The 19,821-nt window shown below is 71.5% G+C and carries 17 protein-coding genes; 10 read left to right on the forward strand and 7 right to left on the reverse strand.

Features of this window, described 5'->3' with window-relative positions:
• Nucleotides 1-492 carry a hypothetical protein gene (locus CEB94_RS35685; RefSeq protein ID WP_175436077.1) on the forward strand — a complete coding sequence of 164 codons (492 nt, stop codon included), beginning with the start codon at nucleotides 1-3 and terminating at the stop codon, nucleotides 490-492.
• Between the two features lie 38 nt (nucleotides 493-530).
• Here CEB94_RS35685 and CEB94_RS35690 read toward each other — a convergent pair whose 3' ends face one another.
• Nucleotides 531-1,754: a cytochrome P450 gene (locus tag CEB94_RS35690; RefSeq protein WP_175436078.1), complete on the reverse strand. Its 1,224-nt coding sequence runs from the start codon at nucleotides 1,752-1,754 to the stop codon at nucleotides 531-533.
• Between the two features lie 79 nt (nucleotides 1,755-1,833).
• Nucleotides 1,834-2,622 (reverse strand): N-formylglutamate amidohydrolase, encoded by a 789-nt coding sequence (locus tag CEB94_RS35695; protein WP_175436079.1) that lies wholly within the window; start codon nucleotides 2,620-2,622, stop codon nucleotides 1,834-1,836.
• 81 nt (nucleotides 2,623-2,703) lie between these two features.
• On the opposite strand from CEB94_RS35695, the gene CEB94_RS35700 reads away from it, so the two are divergent.
• Complete coding sequence (locus CEB94_RS35700; protein ID WP_175436080.1) at nucleotides 2,704-3,045, forward strand: DUF5713 family protein; 342 nt, start codon at nucleotides 2,704-2,706, stop codon at nucleotides 3,043-3,045.
• Between the two features lie 102 nt (nucleotides 3,046-3,147).
• Here CEB94_RS35700 and CEB94_RS35705 read toward each other — a convergent pair whose 3' ends face one another.
• Nucleotides 3,148-5,367 (reverse strand): NADP-dependent isocitrate dehydrogenase, encoded by a 2,220-nt coding sequence (locus CEB94_RS35705; protein WP_175436081.1) that lies wholly within the window; start codon nucleotides 5,365-5,367, stop codon nucleotides 3,148-3,150.
• Between the two features lie 187 nt (nucleotides 5,368-5,554).
• Here CEB94_RS35705 and CEB94_RS35710 point away from each other — a divergent pair, with 187 nt between their 5' ends.
• Nucleotides 5,555-7,099, forward strand: a complete 1,545-nt coding sequence (locus CEB94_RS35710; RefSeq protein ID WP_175436082.1) for a M1 family metallopeptidase — start codon at nucleotides 5,555-5,557, stop codon at nucleotides 7,097-7,099.
• Between the two features lie 14 nt (nucleotides 7,100-7,113).
• On the opposite strand, the gene CEB94_RS35715 is transcribed toward CEB94_RS35710, so the two are convergent.
• Together CEB94_RS35715 and CEB94_RS35720 are read right to left on the reverse strand one after the other, a co-directional pair.
• A complete protein-coding gene (locus CEB94_RS35715; protein WP_175436083.1) occupies nucleotides 7,114-8,208 on the reverse strand; it encodes a mechanosensitive ion channel family protein in 1,095 nt (364 codons plus the stop codon).
• Nucleotides 8,209-8,438: 230 nt separating this feature from the next.
• Nucleotides 8,439-9,422, reverse strand: coding sequence for a lysylphosphatidylglycerol synthase transmembrane domain-containing protein (locus CEB94_RS35720; protein ID WP_381103862.1), 984 nt, complete (start codon nucleotides 9,420-9,422; stop codon nucleotides 8,439-8,441).
• A gap of 215 nt (nucleotides 9,423-9,637) precedes the next feature.
• Between CEB94_RS35720 and CEB94_RS35725 the strand changes: the two genes are divergently transcribed.
• The 4 genes from CEB94_RS35725 (at nucleotide 9,638) to CEB94_RS35740 (ending at nucleotide 14,528) form a co-directional block, all read left to right on the forward strand.
• Nucleotides 9,638-11,521 carry an ABC transporter ATP-binding protein gene (locus CEB94_RS35725; RefSeq protein WP_175437306.1) on the forward strand — a complete coding sequence of 628 codons (1,884 nt, stop codon included), beginning with the start codon at nucleotides 9,638-9,640 and terminating at the stop codon, nucleotides 11,519-11,521.
• A 75-nt stretch (nucleotides 11,522-11,596) separates the two neighbouring features.
• Entirely contained in the window at nucleotides 11,597-12,109 is a 513-nt protein-coding gene (locus tag CEB94_RS35730) for a hypothetical protein (RefSeq protein WP_175436084.1), read from the forward strand.
• Nucleotides 12,110-12,201: 92 nt separating this feature from the next.
• Nucleotides 12,202-13,830: a sensor histidine kinase gene (locus CEB94_RS35735; protein WP_175436085.1), complete on the forward strand. Its 1,629-nt coding sequence runs from the start codon at nucleotides 12,202-12,204 to the stop codon at nucleotides 13,828-13,830.
• Nucleotides 13,827-14,528: a response regulator gene (locus CEB94_RS35740; RefSeq protein ID WP_175436086.1), complete on the forward strand. Its 702-nt coding sequence runs from the start codon at nucleotides 13,827-13,829 to the stop codon at nucleotides 14,526-14,528. Before CEB94_RS35735 ends, CEB94_RS35740 begins: the two co-directional genes overlap by 4 nt.
• Here the strand turns inward: CEB94_RS35740 and CEB94_RS35745 are convergent.
• Nucleotides 14,510-14,989: a MarR family winged helix-turn-helix transcriptional regulator gene (locus tag CEB94_RS35745; protein ID WP_175436087.1), complete on the reverse strand. Its 480-nt coding sequence runs from the start codon at nucleotides 14,987-14,989 to the stop codon at nucleotides 14,510-14,512. The two genes, CEB94_RS35740 and CEB94_RS35745, sit on opposite strands and share 19 nt — an antisense overlap.
• A 79-nt stretch (nucleotides 14,990-15,068) precedes the next feature.
• The gene (locus CEB94_RS35750) at nucleotides 15,069-16,016 is read right to left on the reverse strand and encodes a methionyl-tRNA formyltransferase (protein WP_175436088.1); all 948 of its coding nucleotides are present in this window, start codon (nucleotides 16,014-16,016) and stop codon (nucleotides 15,069-15,071) included.
• A 246-nt stretch (nucleotides 16,017-16,262) separates the two neighbouring features.
• On the opposite strand from CEB94_RS35750, the gene CEB94_RS35755 reads away from it, so the two are divergent.
• Genes CEB94_RS35755 through CEB94_RS35765 form a run of 3 tightly spaced genes read left to right on the forward strand, consistent with a single transcriptional unit; the run spans nucleotide 16,263 to nucleotide 19,792 of the window.
• Complete coding sequence (locus CEB94_RS35755) at nucleotides 16,263-17,621, forward strand: lysine N(6)-hydroxylase/L-ornithine N(5)-oxygenase family protein (RefSeq protein ID WP_175436089.1); 1,359 nt, start codon at nucleotides 16,263-16,265, stop codon at nucleotides 17,619-17,621.
• A 51-nt stretch (nucleotides 17,622-17,672) separates the two neighbouring features.
• Complete coding sequence (locus CEB94_RS35760) at nucleotides 17,673-18,734, forward strand: FecCD family ABC transporter permease (protein ID WP_175436090.1); 1,062 nt, start codon at nucleotides 17,673-17,675, stop codon at nucleotides 18,732-18,734.
• Entirely contained in the window at nucleotides 18,731-19,792 is a 1,062-nt protein-coding gene (locus CEB94_RS35765; protein WP_175436091.1) for a FecCD family ABC transporter permease, read from the forward strand. Before CEB94_RS35760 ends, CEB94_RS35765 begins: the two co-directional genes overlap by 4 nt.
• Nucleotides 19,793-19,821 lie beyond the last annotated feature (29 nt).

Genomic DNA, 19,821 nt, shown 5'->3' on the forward strand with positions numbered 1-19,821 from the left:
ATGAACGGCGACCGGCACGACGACGACCTCTTCGGCGAAGAGGAATGGGGCGACGAGGAGTTCGACGCCGGGATGCTGGAGGAGGAGCTGCGGCAGGCCGCCGCCGTCCTCGACCCGGTGCCGGCGGAGCTCCAGCAGCTCGCCGTCGACGCCTACGCGCTGCACGACCTCGACGCGCGCGTGGCCGAGCTGACCTTCGACTCGCTGGTCGACGCCCTCCCGGTCAGGGGCGCCACCGACGTGCCCCGGATGCTGACCTTCCGGGCGGGTGAGGTGACCGTCGACGTCGAGGTGAGCGCGCACGGGCTGATGGGGCAGGTGCTGCCGCCGCAGCCGGCCCGGATCGAGGTCCTCGGCGGGCCGCGGCCCGGCTCCCCGCTCACGGCCGACGCCCTGGGCCGCTTCACCGGCGACGTACCGCTGTCCGGGCCGTTCGCCCTGCGGTTGCGGACCGGTGGGGACGTGGTGGTGACGGAGTGGCTGCGGGCCTAGTCACCCGGTAGTGAGCCGGGCACCAGCCCGTACGCCCCTCACCAGGTGCAGGGCAGCGTCCGCGGTCCCCGGATCATCGTCTTGCGCCGCCAGGCGACCTGGTCGGCGGGGACGGCGAGCCGCAGGCCCGGCAGCCGGTCCAGCAGGGTGGTGAGCAGCAGCTCGGTCTGGAGGCGGGCGAGGACGGCGCCGGTGCAGTAGTGCGGCCCGTTGCCCAGCGCGAGGTGCGGGGCGCAGGCCCGGCCGGGGTCGATCCGGTCGGGCTCGGGGAAGACGTCCGGGTCGCGGTTGGCGGCGAGGTACGAGACGTACACCGCGTCGCCCGCTCGGATGCGGTGCCCGTGCAGGTCGACGTCCTCCAGGGCGATCCGCGCCAGGCCGACCGAGCTGCGGTGCGGGATGTACCGCAGCAACTCGTCCAGCAGCGCGTCCCGCGCCTCGGGCCGCTCCTGCCACCACTGCCGCAACTCCGGCCGGGTCAGCAGCAGATACAGCATCTGCCCGCAGTTGTGGGTGACGGCCTCGCCGCCGATCTGGAGCGGACCGGCGAGGCCGGCCGCCTCCGACTCGCTGATGTCGTCACGGGCCACGGCGGCGCCCAGCAGGGAGTACACGTCCTCACCGGTGCTGTGCGCCAGGGAGCGGATCGTCTCCGTGATCCAGCCGTACAGACGGTTCTTGGCCCGGTCGGCGGCCTCGGCCCCGCCGGACGTGGAGATGATCTGCCGGGTCCAGGTGTGCACCGCTTCCCGCTCGGCGGCGGGCACGCCCATGACCTCGCTGACCAGGGCGATCGGGAACGGTTCGAGGACCCGCTCGATCAGCTCGGCCGGCGGCCCGTCCCGTACCACCCCGTCCACCAGCTCGTCGATCATCTCCTGCGCGCGGGGCCGCAGCCGCTTCATCGCGCCGACGGTGAAGGCCCCGGCGACCGCCTTGCGCAGCCGGTTGTGGTCGGGCTGGTCGGCGAAGGCGAGCGAACCGGGACGCGGCTTGAAGTGTGGTGCCATGCGCGTCACTTGACGACCGGTCACCTCCGCCCGGCTGAACCGCGCGTCGTTGGTGATCAGCTTCACGTCGTCGTGGCGGGTGGCCAGCCACGCCCACCCCTCGCCGAACGGCAGCCGGATCCGGGTCAGCGGCCCCTCGCGCATCAGCTCGGCGAGGACCGGGTCGAACTCCGTACCGTCCAGGTCGAGGGCGGGCCAGTCCCGTACCGGGGGCGGGGCCTGGCCGGTCAGCGTGGTGGTCTCCTCCGTCATGCACCCACCCTCCCCGCGCCCCCGCCCGCTTGTCGCGCGGGAGTGCTCCAGCCGGTGACGGTGACGGGGCGGTGACGGTTCAGCGGGACACGGCGTCGACCAGCCCGGCCAGCGCGCCCGCGAGCCGCTCCAGCCCGGGCCCGGCGGAACCGCCCGGCTCGGACATATAGGTGTCCCGGCGGATCTCCACCATGAGCGCGCTCACCTCGGGCCGCCTCCCGTAGAACTCCAGGGGGACGTAGGTCCCGCTGAACGGTGTGTCGACCTCCGTCTCCCCGAACGCCTCCCGGGCGGCGTCCAGCAGCGCGGGAGGGGTGTGAAAGGGGTCGGTACCGAGGCAGACCGCGGGGCGGGGCCCCTCCCCGTGCAGCTCGTACGGCAGTCTCCGGCTCGGGTAGGAGTGCACGTCGATGATCACGGCCCGCCCGGCGGCCGCAAGCCGGTCCGCCACGGCCTGCGACATCGCTCGCGCATACGGCTCGAAGTACCGCTCGACGAGCGGCGCGGCATCGACGCCCTCGGGCCGCAGCACCCCGCCGTGCGTGGTCCGCGTGTACACCGCCCCCATCCCGACGGCCAGCATCTCCTCCCGCTCGTCCGGGAACCGCTCCGGGTCGACGACGAGCCGGGACAGCCGGTTGACAAACCGCCATGGGGTGACGCCGGCGGGTCCGGCCGCGAGCTCGGCGATCCGGTCCGTGTGCGCGTCCGTGATGTGGTCCAGCTCCCGCGCCAGCTCCTGGTTCCCGAGCACGATCCCCGCCCGCACGGCGTGCGGTATCTCCCGCGCGGAGTGCGGCACATGGAGGATCACGGGGGAGTCCGTGGCCCCCGGCAGCAGCTCGAAGGGCGGCGGTGCGTCGGTCACGGGGGCGACTCCGGGGGCGTTGTCAGTGGTGTCCGGCAGGATCAAGGTGCCACATCGCCGACCATCGAGGCCGAGGACGTCATGCCGATCAGCAACGAGCAGGTGAGCACCCATCCGTTTCTCCGGGGGCTGTACGACGACGCCTACTACCCGGACCACGTCGTGGACCGCGGCCGCGCGATCCTGCTCGCCCTGTGCGAGCGCATCGAGCGGGAGCGGCCGGCCGGCCTCGCCGCGCTGTACGCGCTGACCCACGCGGCCACGGAGGAGTTCAACGACCTGGAGGCCGCGTTCGAGGCGGCGGGCAGCGAGATCGAGACGTTGGCCCGGGAGGAGATAGCCGGGGACTTCGACTTCCTGGCGCGTGCCTACGGCTTCCCGGACGCGGACGTGGAGGAGCTGATCGCCACGCGGGAGTGGTGAGGGCCGGGGAGAGTGCACAAGGCCGGGGGCGCACAGGGCTCCGCCCCGGCCGGGCGCTGTGCCGGCCGGGGCGGAGTCGGTGGAGCGTGGAGGCCCGGGGCGTCAGCTCAGGGACGCCAGGGTCTCGTTCCACGTGGTGGACGGGCGCATGGCCGCCGCGGCCTTCTCCGGGTCGGGCTGGTAGTAGCCGCCGATGTCGACCGGCTTGCCCTGGGCGGAGATCAGCTCCTCGACGATCTTCTGCTCGTTCGCGGCGAGCGTCTCGGCGAGCGGGGCGAAGGCCTTCGCCAGGTCCGCGTCGTCGGTCTGCCCGGCCAGCTCCTGCGCCCAGTACAGGGACAGGTAGAAGTGGCTGCCGCGGTTGTCGATGCCGCCGACGCGGCGGGTCGGGGACTTGTCCTCGTTGAGGAAGGTCGCCGTGGCGCGGTCCAGGGTGTCGGCCAGGACCTGGGCGCGGGCGTTGCCCGTGACCTTCGCGAACTGCTCGAAGGACGGGACCAGGGCGAAGAACTCACCCAGGGAGTCCCAGCGCAGGTAGTTCTCCTTGACCAGCTGCTGCACGTGCTTGGGCGCCGAGCCGCCCGCGCCCGTCTCGAACAGGCCACCGCCCGCCATCAGCGGGACGACCGACAGCATCTTGGCGCTGGTGCCCAGCTCCAGGATCGGGAACAGGTCGGTGAGGTAGTCACGCAGCACGTTGCCGGTGACCGAGATCGTGTTCTCGCCGCGGCGGATGCGCTCCACCGACAGCTTCGTCGCCTCGACCGGGTTGAGGATCCGGATGTCCAGGCCCTCGGTGTCGTGCTCGGCGAGGTAGGTGTTGACCTTGGCGATCAGGTTGGCGTCGTGCGCACGGGTCTCGTCCAGCCAGAACACCGCCGGGTCGCCGGTGGCGCGGGCGCGGGTGACGGCCAGCTTCACCCAGTCCCTGATCGGCGCGTCCTTGGTCTGGCAGGCGCGGAAGATGTCGCCGGCCGAGACGGCCTGCTCGATGAGCGCGGTGCCGTTGCCGTCGACCAGGCGGACGGTGCCCGTGGTGGGGACCTCGAAGGTCTTGTCGTGGCTGCCGTACTCCTCGGCCTTCTGCGCCATCAGACCGACGTTCGGCACCGAGCCCATGGTGGACGGGTCGTAGGCGCCGTTGGCCCGGCAGTCGTCGATGACGGCCTGGTAGACGCCCGAGTAGGAGGAGTCCGGCAGGACCGCGAGGGTGTCGGCCTCCTGGCCGTCCGGGCCCCACATGTGGCCGGAGGTGCGGATCATGGCCGGCATGGAGGCGTCGACGATGACGTCCGAGGGGACGTGCAGGTTCGTGATGCCCTTGTCGGAGTCGACCATCGCCAGCTCCGGGCCCTCGGCGAGCTCGGCGTCGAAGGAGGCCTTGATCTCGGCGCCTTCCGGCAGGGCCTCCAGGCCCTTGTAGATGCCGCCCAGACCGTCGTTCGGGGTGAGGCCGGCCGCGGCGAGCTTGTCGCCGTACCGCGCGAACGTCTTCGGGAAGAAGGCGCGCACCACGTGGCCGAAGACGATCGGGTCGGAGACCTTCATCATCGTCGCCTTCAGGTGCACCGAGAACAGCACGCCCTGCGCCTTGGCCTCGGCGACCTGCGCGGTCAGGAACTCGCGCAGCGCGGCGACGCGCATCACGGAGGCGTCGACGACCTCACCGGCGAGCACGGGTACGGACTCGCGCAGCACCGTGGTGGTGCCGTCGTCGCCGACGAGCTCGATGCGCAGCGCGCCGTCCTCGGCGATCACGACGGACTTCTCGGTGGAGCGGAAGTCGTTCTGGCCCATGGTCGCCACGTTGGTCTTGGACTCGGCGGTCCAGGCGCCCATGCGGTGCGGGTGGGACTTGGCGTAGTTCTTGACCGAGGCGGGGGCGCGCCGGTCGGAGTTGCCCTCACGCAGGACCGGGTTCACGGCGGAACCCTTGACCTTGTCGTAGCGGGCGCGGATCTCGCGCTCCTCGTCGGTCTTCGGGTCGTCCGGGTAGTCCGGCAGCGCGTAGCCCTGGCCCTGCAGCTCGGCCAGGGCGGCCTTGAGCTGCGGGATGGACGCCGAGATGTTCGGCAGCTTGATGATGTTGGCGGCGGGCGTCTTGGCCAGCTCACCGAGCTCCGCGAGGGCGTCCGGGATGCGCTGGTCCTCGGTCAGGTACTCCGGGAACAGGGCGATGATGCGTCCGGCCAGCGAGATGTCGCGCGTCTCCACGGGAACACCCGCCTGTGACGCGTACGCCCGGACCACCGGCAGGAAGGAATACGTCGCCAGGGCGGGGGCCTCGTCAGTGTGCGTATAGATGATGGTCGAGTCAGTCACCGGGTGCTCCGCTCCACGTCTGCAACATTGCTCGACATCAAGATATCTCGTGACCGGCCTCGGCTCGACAGGGGTCCGCGACCAGTTTCGTGCAACCGATCTCCGCGTTCCCGTGTCCTGGAGAGAGATCACTCACTCCAAGCCACGGCCGGACCTGACCACCCGGCCGCCCGAGCGAAAGCGGACCATGAGATATCGCACCAGAGTGACGGCCCCCGCGACCGTCCTGATCGGCACGGCGGCGGCGCTGACCACGGGGATCCCGGCCCAGGCGGCCGGCAGGACCGGCGCCACCCCGGGCCCGGAGACCCTCGGCGACCCCGTCTACCCCGCCCTCGGCAACGACGGATACCGCGTCTCGGCCTACCACCTCGACTTCGCGTACGACGCCACGACCAGGCTCGTCGAGGCCACCGCGACCCTGGCCATCCGCACCACCCAGGCCCTGAGCCGCTTCTCCCTGGACGCGCGCGGCCTGGACGTCCGCTCCGTCCGGGTCGACGGCCGCACCGCCGCCTTCGAGCAGGTGGCCGAGAAGCTGCGGATCACCCCCGCCCGAAAGCTCCCGGCGAAAACCCGCGTCACCGTGTCCGTGGCCTACGGCGCCGACCCGCGCCGGACCCCGCCGCCCGCCGGCGGCTGGGTGGCCACCCCGGACGGGTTCGCGGTGTGCTGCCAGCCGGACCTGGCGCACACCGTCTTCCCCTGCAACGACCACCCCTCCGACAAGGCCGACTTCACCTTCCGCCTCACCGTGCCCGCCGGACTGCGGGGCGTCGCCAGCGGCCGGCTGGTGCGCACCGAGCAGCTGGCAGGCGACCGGACCGCGTACACGTACCGCTCCGGTTCGCCGATCGCCACCGAGGTCGTGCAGATCACCGTCGGCGACTACGTGATCAAGGACCGGCAGGGCCCGCACGGGCTGCCGCTGCGCGATGTCGTCCCCGTCGCCCGGGCCGCCGCCCTGGAGCCCGCCCTGGCGCTCACCCCGGCCCTGGTGTCCTGGGTCGAGCAGCGGCTCGGCGCGTACCCCTTCGAGACGTACGGCCTGCTGCCCTGCAACAACGACGCCCCGGACGCCTTCGACTTCACGGGCCTGGAGACCCAGACACTCACGATCTACAAGCCGAACTACCTCCTCCAGGAGGAGAGCAAGATCGGCTCGCACATGATGCACGAGCTGGTCCACTCGTACTTCGGCAACAGCGTCAGCCCCGCCACCTGGGCCGACCTGTGGCTGAACGAGGGCCACGCCGACTTCTACGGGCTGCTCTACCGCTACGAGCGCGGCTGGCCCGACTCCCTGGGCATGACCTCGCTGGAAGCCCGCATGAAGCACACCTACGCCCAGGGCGACCAGTGGCGTCGCGACTCGGGGCCGGTCGCGGCGCCCAACGCGGCCAATCTGTTCGACGGCCAGCGCTACCTGGGCGGCGTGCTCGTGCTGTACGCGCTGCGGCAGCAGGTCGGCGAGGCGGCCTTCACGGCCCTGGAGCGTGTGTTCCTGGAGCGGTACCGCGACTCCGCCGCCTCCACGCAGGACTACATCGCCGTCGCCTCGGAGGTCTCCGGTCAGGACCTCTCCGGCTTCCTGCGGGAGTGGCTGTACGGCACGAAGACGCCGCGGATGCCGGGTCACCCGGACTGGACGGTGACGCCGGTGAAGGCGTCCCTCTCGGCGCCGCGCGACCGGAGGGACAGCCACCATCACGAGAACTCCGCGACGCTGTAGGAAGCCGGCGCGCCTCAGTCGAGCCGGGCGCTCAGTCCGCCCGGCTCGATCTCGCCGGTCCGCTGCTGCGGGATGACGACCCCGCCCTGCTGGAGCGCCACCGTGCGGGCCGGGGCGGGGATGCGGATGCCCTCCAGGCGGTACCGCTTGTGCAGGCGCTTGATGAACTCGTGCTTGATCCGGTACTGGTCGCTGAACTCGCCGACGCCCAGGATGACGGTGAAGCCGATGCGGGAATCGCCGAAGGTGTGGAACCGGATGATGGGCTCATGGTCCGGCACGGCGCCGTCCACCTCGGTCATCGTCTCCGCGATGACCTCGTTGGTCACCCGCTCCACGTGCTCCAGGTCGCTGTCGTAGGCCACCCCGACCTGGACCAGGATGGTCAGCTGTTCCTCGGGGCGCATGAAGTTGGTCATGTTCGCCTGCGCGAGCTGACCGTTGGGGAGCACGACGAGGTTGTTGGACAGGTTGCGGATCGTCGTCTGCCGCCAGTTGATGTCCTCGACGTAGCCCTCCTCGCCGCTGCTGAGCTTGATGTAGTCACCGGGCTGGACGGTCTTGGAGGCGAGGATGTGGATGCCCGCGAAGAGGTTGGCGAGGGTGTCCTGCAACGCCAGCGCGACCGCCAGGCCGCCGACACCCAGGGCGGTGAGCATCGGGGCTATGGAGATCCCCAGCGTCTGCAGCACCACCAGGAAGCCGATCGACAGGACCAGGATCCGGGTGATGTTGACGAAGATCGTGGCCGATCCGGCGACACCGGAACGGGACTGGGTGACGGTGCGCACCAGTCCGGTGACCACCCTCGCCGCCGACACCGTCGCCACGAAGATGAGCAGCACGGTGAGCACCTGGTTGGTGGTGTGCTGCACCGTGCGGGTCAGCGGCAGCACCGCAGCCGCACCCGCCACGCCGCCCACGACCGCGGCCCAGGGCACCACGGCCCGCAGCGCGTGCACGATCACGTCATCGCCGGTCCAGCGGGTGCGGTCGGCGTGCCCGCCCAGCCAGCGCAGCAGGACACGCAGCGCGAACGCCGCCAGCAGACCCGAGGCGAGGGCGATGCCGGCGAACAGCAGATCGTCCACGGTGAGCGCCCGGTTCACCGGTCACCCCCGGGGCGGGGAACCGCGGCGAACGCCGCCACCAACGGCCGGATGTGAAGTCTCGTCACGTCGTCACCTGCTCGTCTTCCGGGATGCTCGAAGGTGCCCGACCACCCTGACCCGCGGTCGGCGCGATCGTTCATCCTGCCGTATCCCGAACGGGGTTCCGTACCGCGGACGGGGGTGAGCGCAGGGTGAGTTACTGCACATGACGCACTGTCACGCCCGGGTCAGATCACCTTCAGCCGCACCAGCGCCCCCAGCGTCAGCGCGCCCGGCACCAGCGGGAGCCAGACGGTGATCACCCGGAAGGCCAGGACCACCGCCGTGGCCACCGCGGCCGGGCCGCCCGCCGCCACCAGCGCCACGACCAGCGCCGCCTCCACCGAGCCGATCCCGCCCGGCGTGGGCACCAGCGCGACGGCGACCGTCGCCGCCAGGTAGGCCACCGCCATGTGCGCCACCGGGACGTCCAGCCCCAGCGCCCGCCCCACCAGCACCAGTACGGACGCCTGCAGCGCCGGGAAGGCGAAGGCCCCGCCCCACAGCGCCAGGGCCCGCGCCGGACGCGTGTGCACCGAGCGTGCCTCGCCGAGCGCCGTCCGCAGGAAGGACACCAGAGCCGAGCGCAGCCGCCGTACGAGGGCGAGCACGGCCGCTGCGATCACGAGCACCACCGCGACGCCGGCCAGCAGCGGCCCGAACGCCGTCTCCGGCACCAGCGCGCCGAGGCTCAGGGCGTCGGGGAACGCGATGAGCAGGACACCGAGCAGGGCCACCCGGCCGACGCTCTCCGCCAGCAGATACAGCGCGAGGGCGGCCGAGGAGCGGGCGAGCGGCAGCCCGCACACCGTCATGAACCGCAGGTTGACCGCGCTCGCGCCCAGCCCGGTCGGCAGCAGGTGGTTGGCCGCTCCCGCCGCGAACTGCGTGGCCAGCAGCCGTCGTCGGGGCAGCCGCTCGACGACCGCGCCCTGCCGGGTGCAGGCGGCGGCGACCCAGGTCAGACAGGTCGCTCCGGCCGCGGCCAGCAGCCAGGGCCACTCGGCGGTGCCGAGATGCGCGAAACCGGCGGCCAGCACCGACCGGTGTCGCACCGCGACCACGGTGACGAGCAGGAGCGGGAGCAGACACAGGATCTGCCGCAGGCGGCGGACCGGGACGCGACGGGGGAGTCGTCCCGGGCGGAGTTCGGGGAGTTGTACCGCTGTCACATCTCCCGAGGCTGTCCAGGACGGGCCAACTGCGGGTTGCGGGAGCGGGGACTGGGGATTGCGCGCGGGAAGCGGCTGCGTGGGGAGCGTCATCGGGGCCTTTGCGCGGAGGGACGGGGAAGAGGGGGATCGGGCCGATTGTGCGGGATGTCGGGACAATGTGCGAGCTTCTTGACCTCAAGATTGATTGAGGTTCTACGGTCGTCTCCATGAGTATGGAGACCACAGCGTGGACACAGCTGCACAGCGTCATGAACGCCGAACAGGAACGCCGTCCCTTCGCCGCGGCGACCCTGCGCCGCATCGGCGCGTTCGCCCGCCCGCACCGGCGCCGCATCGCCCTCTTCGTCCTGCTGGGCGTGGGCACCGCCCTGCTGGCCGTGGCGACGCCCGTGCTGGCCGGGTGGGTCGTGGACACGATCGTCTCGGACGGTGACGAGGGCAGGGTCGTACGCCTCGCCCTGCTCATCGCGCTGATCGCGGTGGCGGAGGCGACGCTGGGCATCCTCGGCCGGAGGCTGTCGGCGACGCTGGGCGAACACCTCATCCTCGATCTGCGCACGGCCGTCTTCGACCATGTGCAGCGCATGCCGGTCGCGTTCTTCACACGTACTCGTACGGGCGCCCTCGTCTCCCGGCTCAACAACGACGTCATCGGCGCCCAGCGCGCGTTCAGCAACACCCTCTCCGGGGTGGTCAGCAACGTCGTCACCCTCCTGCTCACCCTCGCGGTGATGCTCACGCTGTCCTGGCAGATCACCCTGCTGGCGCTGGTGCTGCTGCCGGTGTTCGTGATCCCGGCGCGGCGCATGGGCAGCCGGATGGCCCGGATGCAGCGTGAGGCGGCGACGCTGAACGCGGCGATGGGCACCCGCATGACCGAGCGGTTCTCCGCCCCCGGTGCCACGCTGGTCAAGCTCTTCGGGCGGCCGGAGGAGGAGTCGCGGGAGTTCGCCGAGCGGGCCCGTCGGGTCGCGGACATCGGGATACGGACGGCGACCGCCCAGGCGGCCTTCATCACCGCCCTCACCCTGGTCTCGGCCCTTGCCCTGGCCCTGGTCTACGGCCTCGGCGGCTGGTTCGCCCTGCGCGGTGCCCTGGAACCGGGCGCGGTCGTGGCGCTCGCGCTGCTCCTGACCCGGCTCTACGCGCCGCTGACCGCGCTCGCGGGGGCACGCGTCGAGATGATGAGCGCGCTGGTCAGCTTCGAGCGGGTCTTCGAGGTGCTCGATCTCAGGCCGCTCATCGAGGAGAAGCCGGACGCGCGCCCGGTGCCCGAGGGGCCCGTGGCGGTCGAGTTCGACGGGGTCCGCTTCGGCTACCCTGCCGCCGACAAGGTCTCCCTGGCCTCCCTGGAGGAGGTCGCGTCCCTGGACAAGCGAGGCGGCGACGAGGTCCTGCACGGCCTGTCCTTCCGTGCCGAACCCGGCCAGACCGTGGCACTCGTCGGCTCCTCCGGCGCGGGCAAGTCGACCATCGCGCAGCTGATGCCGCGCCTGTACGACACCGACGAGGGGGCCGTGCGCATCGGCGGCGTCGACGTCCGCGACCTCACGGCGCGGTCACTGCGGCAGACCCTGGGCATGGTCACCCAGGACGGCCACCTCTTCCACGACACCGTCCGCGCCAACCTCCTGCTCGCCCGCCCCGAGGCCACGGAGGACGAGCTGTGGGACGCCCTGGGCCGGGCCCGCCTCGACACCCTCGTACGGTCCCTGCCCGACGGCCTCGACACCGTCGTCGGCGAACGCGGCTACCGCCTCTCCGGCGGCGAACGCCAGCGCATGACCATCGCCCGGCTGCTGCTGGCCCGCCAGCGCGTCGTGATCCTCGACGAGGCCACCGCCCACCTCGACAACACCTCCGAGGCCGCCGTCCAGGAAGCCCTCACCGAAGCCCTCGAAGGCCGCACGGCCGTCGTGATCGCCCACCGCCTGTCCACCGTCCGCGCGGCGGATCAGATCCTGGTCGTCGAGGCCGGCCGGATCGTGGAACGGGGCACGCACGAGGAACTCCTGGCGGCGGGGCAGCGGTACGCGGAGCTGTACCGCACCCAGTTCGACACGGCGCGGGCCCCCGAGGTGGAGGAGGCGGCGTAGCGGGGTGAACGCCTCCCCGGACCGGTCCGTACTCCTCTCGAGTACTTCCGCACCGTCCGCACCCGGAGAGGCGACGTGTCCCAGCAGCAACCGCTCGTACGATCCGACCGCCGGACCCCGTCCCGCGCCCGACGGCTGCGCACCGTCGCGGCGGCGGCCGGGGTCCTGGTCGTGCTTCCCCTCGTCACGGCCTGCGGCGGCGGTGACGACGGCCCGCCGGCCGGCGACGGCGAGGCGGCGGCGAAGCCGAGCACGTCCGCCGCTGCCGCCGCCGGGGTCGTCGCGCCGGCCAAGGTGGAGGTGATCGCCGGTCTGACCGGCTGCAAGGCGAAGATCCGCACCGAGGCGGACGAGCTGCGCGAGGGCGTGTGCCACACCGAGAAGGGCGACTACCTCATCACCACGTTCCCCGAGGAGAAGCTCAAGGAGACCTGGCTGGAAGCGGCCCGCGTGTACGGGGGCACCTACCTCGTCGGCATGCGCTGGGTGGTCAGCGGGAAGCCGGCGCTGCTGGAGTCCTTCCGCGCGAAGCTCGGCGGCACGATCAGGGAGCTGCGGGGCATCGGCCCCGAACCGGGCGAGGAGTGACAGCTCCCTTTCGATTTCAGCTGGTGGGCGTCATGATGGTGCGGCTCGGCACATGAGCCGCCCCCTCGGCGGCCTCGGAGATTGAGTTCGTCGTGGTCGCCACCTTTCGTCGCCATTCGCTCGCGGGCGAGATGCTGGTGCTCCAGCTCGCCATCGTCGTGGTGGTGCTGCTGGCTGTCGCCGCGGTCTCCCTCGCCCAGTCCCAGGCCACCTTCAACCGCGTCGAGGGCCGCCGGGTGAGCGCGCTCGCCGAGCAGCTGGCCGCCAACCCGCTGGTGCGCAGCCAGCTGGTGCGTCCCGCGCCGGGGGAGGCGCTCGCCCCGCTGGTGCTCGCCACGCAGGCGCAGTCGGGGGTGACGTCGGTGACAGTGGCCGACGGGGCCGGGCGGATCGTCAGCTCCACCGACCCGACGGTGATCGGCGAGCGGATGCGGCTCGGGCCGGGCAGCGCCCGGGGGCGGGGCTGGTCCGGGCAGTCCACCCTGGACGGCAACCGCGAGCTGGCCGCCCAGGTGCCCGTCTTCGGAGCCACCGAGGAGAACCTGGGCCGGATCCTCGGCACGGTGATGATCGGCGAGGCCGATCCGACCGTGTGGCAGCGGCTCAACGGCGCCTCCTCCTACCTGCTCGCCTATCTGGGCATCGCCAGCGGACTCGGCGTGGCCGGTTCCTGGCTGCTGGCGCGGCGGGTGAAACGGCAGACCCTCGGGCTGGAGCCGGGCGAGATCGCCGGGCTCGCCGAGCACCGGGAGGCGATGCTGTACGGGATCGCCGAGGGCGTGATCGCCCTGGACCCGCAGCACCGGCTCACCCTCGTCAACGACATGGGCCGCCGGCTGCTCGACCTGCCCGAGGACTGCGTCGGCCAGAGCCTGGAGGGGCTCGGCATCGACGGGCGGCTGCGTGACGTGCTGTCCGGCACGGCGGCCGGCGAGCGCGACGAGGTCGTCGTCCGCCACGGCCGGGTCCTGGTGATGAACCGGATGACCGTCACCAAGGACGGCCGGTCCCTCGGCTCGGTCACCACCCTGCGCGACCGCACCGAACTGGCCCGACTGGAGCAGGAGATCGGCTCCTTCCGCAGCTCCTCCGAACTGCTGCGCGCGCAGGCGCATGAATTCGCCAACCAGCTGCACACCATCTCGGGGCTGATCCAGATCGGCGAGCAGGACGAAGTCGTGCGCTACATCCGCGCGTTGAGTCGGCACCGCCAGTCCCTGGACGTCACCCTCAGCCGCCGGGTCCGGGACACCGCGGTGGCCGCCCTGCTGATGGCGAAGGCGTCCCTCGCGGCGGAACGGAAGGTCAGCCTGCGGATCTCGGACGACACCGCGCTGGAGCGCCTCGCCCCGGAGGACGCCGCCGACGTGGCGACCGTGGTGGGCAACCTGGTGGACAACGCCGTCGACGCCGCTGCCGCCCGGGACGACGCCTGGGTGGAGGTCGCGCTGCGGCAGGACGCCTCCAGCGTGGAGATCGCGGTCCGCGACTCCGGGCCGGGCGTGGCTCCCGAACTGGCCCGCGAGGTCTTCTCCCACGGCTTCACCACCAAGGCCGCCCGCGAGGGCGAGCGCGGCATCGGACTGGCCCTGACCAAGCTGGTCTGCGAACGGCACGGGGGAGAGATCTCGGTGGCCAACACCCCCGAAGGGGCCGTGTTCACCGCACGCATGACCGTCAGCCACCTCACCGGCACGGTGGCGGAAGGAGCGGCCCCATGACCGCGGCAAGCGACAAGGCGGGCACGATCGACGTCCTCGTGGTCGACGACGACTTCATGGTGGCCAGGGTCCACCGCGCGTTCGTCGAACGCGTCGAGCCGTTCCGCGTCGTCGGTACGGCCCACACGGGCGCACAGGCCATCGAGACGGTCGACGAACTGCGCCCCGACCTCGTCCTGCTCGACCTGTACCTCCCCGACCTCTTCGGGCTCGACGTCATTCCCCGGCTGCGCACCGCCGGCCACGACTGCGACGTCATGGTCATCAGTGCGGCGACGGAGGCCGACACCGTACGCGGCGCGGTCCGCCGCGGTGTGGTCGACTATCTGCTCAAGCCCTTCGAGTTCGACGATCTGCGTCCTCGCCTGGAGCGCTACGCCGCCCAGCGGGGCCGGCTGCTCACGACGGTGGTCCGGGGCCAGGCGGACGTGGACCGCGTCCTGGCAGGCGCCTTCGTCCCCGCACCGGCCCACACCCTGCCCAAGGGCATGAGCGTGGAGACCGCCGAACTCGTCGAGCGGGCCCTGCGCGAGGCGGACGGCACCCTGTCCGCCACCGAGTGCGCGGCCGTCACCGGCGTGTCCCGGGTCAGCGCCCGCCGCTACCTGGAGTACTTCCACGGCACGGGCAGCGCGGAGGTGTCCCTGCGCTACGGCGCCGCCGGCCGGCCGGAACGCCGCTACGGCTGGCGGGCCTGAGCCGCCACCCGCAGCCCCGCCGCGGGGCCCGTTTCCTCGTGGTGGGCCTGCACGCGCCGCAGCAGGGAGGCGAGTTGCTCCCGTTCGGCCTCGCTCAGCGGCGTCAGGAGGTCGTCGTCCGCGGACGCGATGTCGGCGCTGAGATGGTCGAGGGCGGTCCTGCCCTCCGGGGTGATGCGGACGTCGACGCGGCGGCGGTCGGTGAGGCTGCGGACGCACTCGACCTGCCCCGCGTCGGCCAGGTCCTTCACGATCTTCGCGAGGTCACTGGCGTTCATGTCCAGCCGGGCGGCCAGCACGCCCTTGGGTTGCGGACCGAGGTCGGCGACCAGGGTCAGCACGGTCAGGTGCCACAACCGCAGCCCTCTGGCGGTGAGCTTCTCCGACAGGGTGCGGCGGGCGGCCTTTCCCGTCGCGTACATCAGGTACGCGCTGAGGTTCAGCACGCTGGGCGGCGTCATGCGTGAACGTTAGCCCGGCTGTGCCCTTTCTGTGAACGCCGTTCGGGAACCGGCCCCTTGAGGGCTGCCGGGCCGCGCGTCAGGGGCGGTTGGTGAGGTAGCCGCCCATGGAGGTGAAGTAGTCGGCCGCGGGCAGCTCCCGGCCGTCCTCGGTCCGTACGCGCGTGATGGCCAGGCCGTGGTTGCGTCCGGTGCGGGCGTCGGCGCCGGCGACGATCACCACGCCCTCGCCCTCGCGGTAGAAGACGCGGCCGGGCGTGCCGCCGTAGCGGCCCTCGGACACGAACGAGGCCAGTACGTCGAGCCGCTTGCCCTTGTGGAAGGTGTAGGCGCTGGGGTACGGCTCGGACTGGGCGCGCACCAGGCGCTCCAGATCCTCCGCCGGCCAGGTCCAGTCGATGCGGCTGTCCTCGTCGGCCCGCTTGTGGAAGAAGGACGCCTGGGAGCGGTCCTGCCGGGTGAACTCCGTCTGCCCCGAGGCGATCAGGCCGAGCGCGCCGATGGTGACGGGGGCGATGAGGTCGACGGTCTTGTGGAAGAGGTCGGTCGCGGTGTCCGTCGGGCCCACCGGCACGGCCTCCTGCCGGACGATGTCGCCGGCGTCGAGCTCGTCGTTCATCATGTGCGCGGTGACGCCCACTTCGGACTCGCCGTTGATGAGCGCCCAGATCAGCGGGGAGAACCCGGCGTACTTCGGCAGCAGCGAGTCGTGCACGTTCAGCGTGCCGTGGCGCGGCAGGCCGAAGATGCGCGGGGGGATCCAGGTGCGCCAGTTGTTGGCCACGATGATGTCCGGGTCGGCCTCCTTGAGGCGCTCGAACAGTTCCTCGTCGTCAGGACGGTTGCGGATCAGCACCGGGACGCCGTGCTCCTCGGCGAGGTCGGCGACGGAGTCGCTCCAGATCTTCTCGTAGGCGTGCTCGCTCTTGGGGTGGGTCACGACCAGCACCACGTCGTGCTCGGACTCCAGGAGGGCTTGCAGGGTGCGGTGTCCCCAGGTCTGGTAACCGAACATGACGACCCGCATGGGGTTCCTCCTCAGAGCAAGGTGTTGGCGAGGCCAGTAAAGCAAGGCTTACCTTAGTTCGCAACGGGTGCGCACGATGGCCCAGTTGACGGGACCGATTCACGGAGTGGTCCGTTTTGCCCTGTCGACACCTCAACGGGTTTAGCTTAGGCTCACCTAAGTTCCTCGGTGGGTCGCTTCGTTGGCATGCCCGCCTTTCCTTCCCTCCACACCTGACACGCGGCTGCCCCGCACGATGGGAGTGACATGTCGCAGGTTCTTCCTGGTGACGCATCACCGGTCCACGACCTGATCGGTATCGGCTTCGGGCCGTCCAATGTGGCCATGGCGATCGCGCTCCGCGAGCACAACACCCGCGTCGGCAGGCAGGAGGCGGTCACCGCTCACTTCTTCGAGCAGCAGCCCCGCTTCGGCTGGCACCGCGGCATGCTCATCGACGACGCCACCATGCAGGTCTCCTTCCTCAAGGACCTGGTGACGCTGCGGAACCCGGCCAGTGAGTACAGCTTCCTCTGCTACCTGCAGAGCAAGGGCCGGCTCATCGACTTCATCAACCACAAGAACCTGTTCCCGCTGCGCGTGGAGTTCCACGACTACTTCGAGTGGGCCGCGGCCCAGGTCGACGACATGGTCTCCTATGGCCACGAGGTCGTCGGCGTCGCGCCCGTGACCCGGGACGGCGTCGTGGAGTACCTGGAGGTGACCGTCCGGTCGGGTGGCGGCCTCGAGGTCCACCGGGCCCGCAACCTCGTCATCGGCACCGGCCTGCGCCCCCTCATGCCCGAGGGCGTGGAGCGCGGCGAACGCGTCTGGCACAACTCCGAACTGCTCGCCAGGGTCGACGAGTTGGAGGGCACCTCACCCTCCCGGCTCGTCGTCGTCGGCGCCGGGCAGAGCGCCGCCGAGAACGTCGCCTACCTGCACCGCCGCTTCCCCGAGGCCGAGGTCTGCGCCGTCTTCTCCCGCTACGGCTACAGCCCCGCCGACGACAGCAGCTTCGCCAACCGGATCTTCGACCCCCAGGCGGTCGACGAGTACTTCGCGGCGCCCGAGGACGTCAAGCGCCGGCTGATGGACTACCACGGCAACACCAACTACTCCGTGGTGGACATCGACCTGATCGACGACCTCTACCGGCAGTCGTACCAGGAGAAGGTCCTCGGCACCGAGCGCCTGCGATTCCTCAACGTCTCCCGGCTCACCGCCGTGAAGGAGACGCCCACCAGCGCCCTGGCCACCGTGACGTCCCTCGTCACCGGCGAGGAGACCGACCTGGACGCGGACGTCGTGGTCTTCGCCACCGGCTACAGCCAGGCCGACCCCACGAGCCTGCTCGGCGAGGTCGCCGACCGCTGCCTCCGCGACGACGAGGGCCGTGTCCGCGTCGAGCGCGACTGGCGCATCGCGACCGACCCCGCCCTGCGGTGCGGCATCTACCTGCAGGGCGGCACGGAGCACACGCACGGCATCACCTCGTCCCTGCTCTCCAACACCGCCATCAGGGTGGGCGAGATCCTGGACTCGCTCCTCGGCCGCGGGACCGGGCCCGCCTCGGACCGCACGCGGACACTCGCCGACGGCACGGGAAGCACGGCCCGTCAGTAGACACCGCGCACGATCAACTCACCTCCGGCGCAAGGGATAACGTACGTCCACATGGGCACGACTGCTGTGGTGGAGCGCCCCGCGCCCGGGGGCATGGCCAAGGCCCGTCGGCGACGGGTCGTGGGTCTGGGCATCCTTCTGGCCGTCCTCGTGGTCGCCGCGGCACTGTCGCTCGCCGTCGGCGCGCGGGCGCTGAGCCCCGCCGAGGTGTGGCACGGGCTCTTCGGAGCCCCGACGTCCGACCAGCGGCTCACGGAGATCCGGCTCATCGTGGAGACCGTACGGGTGCCTCGTACGGTTCTCGCGATCGTGGCGGGCATCGCCCTGGGGATCGGCGGGGCGCTGATCCAGGGGTACACCCGCAACCCGATCGCCGACACCGGCCTGCTCGGGGTGAACACCGGCGCCTCGTTCGCCGTGGTGTCGGTGATCGCCGTGTTCGGGTTCTCCAACCCGTTCCAGTACGTCTGGTTCGCCTTTCTCGGGGCGGCGGTCGCCGGTGTCGTGGTGTTCGGCCTCGCGACCATCGGCCGGGGGGCCGGCAATCCGCTCACGCTGGCACTGGCCGGGCAGGGGATCACGGTGTTCCTCATGGCGATGACCACGGCGGTCGCGCTGTCGAACCAGGCCTCGCTGAACGCGCTGCGGTTCTGGAACGCGGGCTCCGTGGCCGGCGTCGGATTCGACGTCATCCGGCCGGTGACCGTGTTCGTCGCCGTCGGTGTGGTGCTGGCCCTGACCACGCTGCCCTCCCTCAACCTGCTCAACCTGGGCGACGACGTGGCGCGGGGGCTCGGCGTGAACATCGCGCTGAGCCGGACCGTCGGCATCACCGCCATCACGCTGCTGGCGGGGGCGGCGACGGCCGCGTGCGGCCCCATCGCCTTCCTGGGCCTCATGGTGGCCCACGTGGCCCGCTACCTGACCGGCCCGGACTACCGCTGGCTGGTGCCCTACGCCGGACTGCTCGGCGCCGTCGTCCTGCTGGTCTGCGACATGGTCGGCCGACTGGTGGTCAGGCCGGGCGAGTTGGACGCCGGTGTCGTCGTGGCTCTTCTCGGCGCTCCCTTCTTCGCGGTGCTCGTCTGGCGCGGAAAGTTCAGGAGCGCATGAACGTGACCGATGTGAAGCCGTCGCTGCCGCCGGGCGTGCGGCTGGGCCGGGTGTCGTTCGTCTGGCGGCCCTGGCTGGTGAGCGTCTCGCTGCTGCTGGCGGCGGCGGCCTTCCTGGTGTTCTGCGTGTCCATCGGCGTCGGGGACTTCCCCATCGGCCTGCCGCAGGTGATCCGTACGCTCCTCGGGCGGGGCGAGCAGGTCGACGAGTTCGTCATCATGGACCTGCGGATGCCGCGCGCCCTGGCCGGGCTCGTCGTGGGGATCGCGCTGGGGGTGTCGGGGGCGATCACTCAGTCCATCGCCCGGAATCCCCTGGCCAGCCCGGACGTCCTTGGCATCACCTCGGGCGCCAGTGCGGTCGCGGTGTTCCTGGTGACGGTGTCGGGCGGGGCCGCCGCGGCCGTGGTCGACACCGTGGGCCTGTCGGTGGCGGCGCTCGCCGGCGGTCTCACCACGGGACTGCTGGTGTACTTCCTGGCCTGGCGGCGCGGGATCGACGGCTTCCGGCTCATCCTCATCGGCATCTCGGTGAGCGCGGTGATGGAGGCCCTCACGACCTGGCTGCTCGTCACGGCCGACATCAGGGACGTGGCCCAGGCGCAGGCCTGGCTGGTCGGCTCGCTGGACGACCGCTCGTGGGGCGAGGTCGAGGTGGCCCTGTGGGGCACGCTCGTCCTGCTGGTCGTCGTGGCCGCCGTCGCGTTCCAGTTCAAGCCGATGCACTTCGGCGACGAGGTCGCCGCCGGCCTGGGTGTGCGGTACACGGCCGTGCGGGCGGTGTTGCTGCTGTGCGCCGTACTGCTGGCCGGTGTGGCGGTGAGCGCGGCGGGCCCGGTCCCGTTCGTCGCACTGGTCGCTCCGCAGGTGGCGATGCGTCTGGCCCGCTGCCCCACACCGCCGATGGTGGCCTCGGGCCTGGTGGGCGCGTTGCTTCTGATCGGCTCGGACCTGCTCGCGCGGGCGGTCCTGCCGGTCTCGCTCCCGGTCGGCGTGGTCACCGCCGCGATCGGCGGGCCCTTCCTCGTCTACCTGCTGGTGCGCGCGAACCTCCGGTAGATGTACAAGAGTCAGGTGAACCTAAGCAA

The organism is Streptomyces hawaiiensis (assembly GCF_004803895.1).
Taxonomy (GTDB): domain Bacteria; phylum Actinomycetota; class Actinomycetes; order Streptomycetales; family Streptomycetaceae; genus Streptomyces; species Streptomyces hawaiiensis.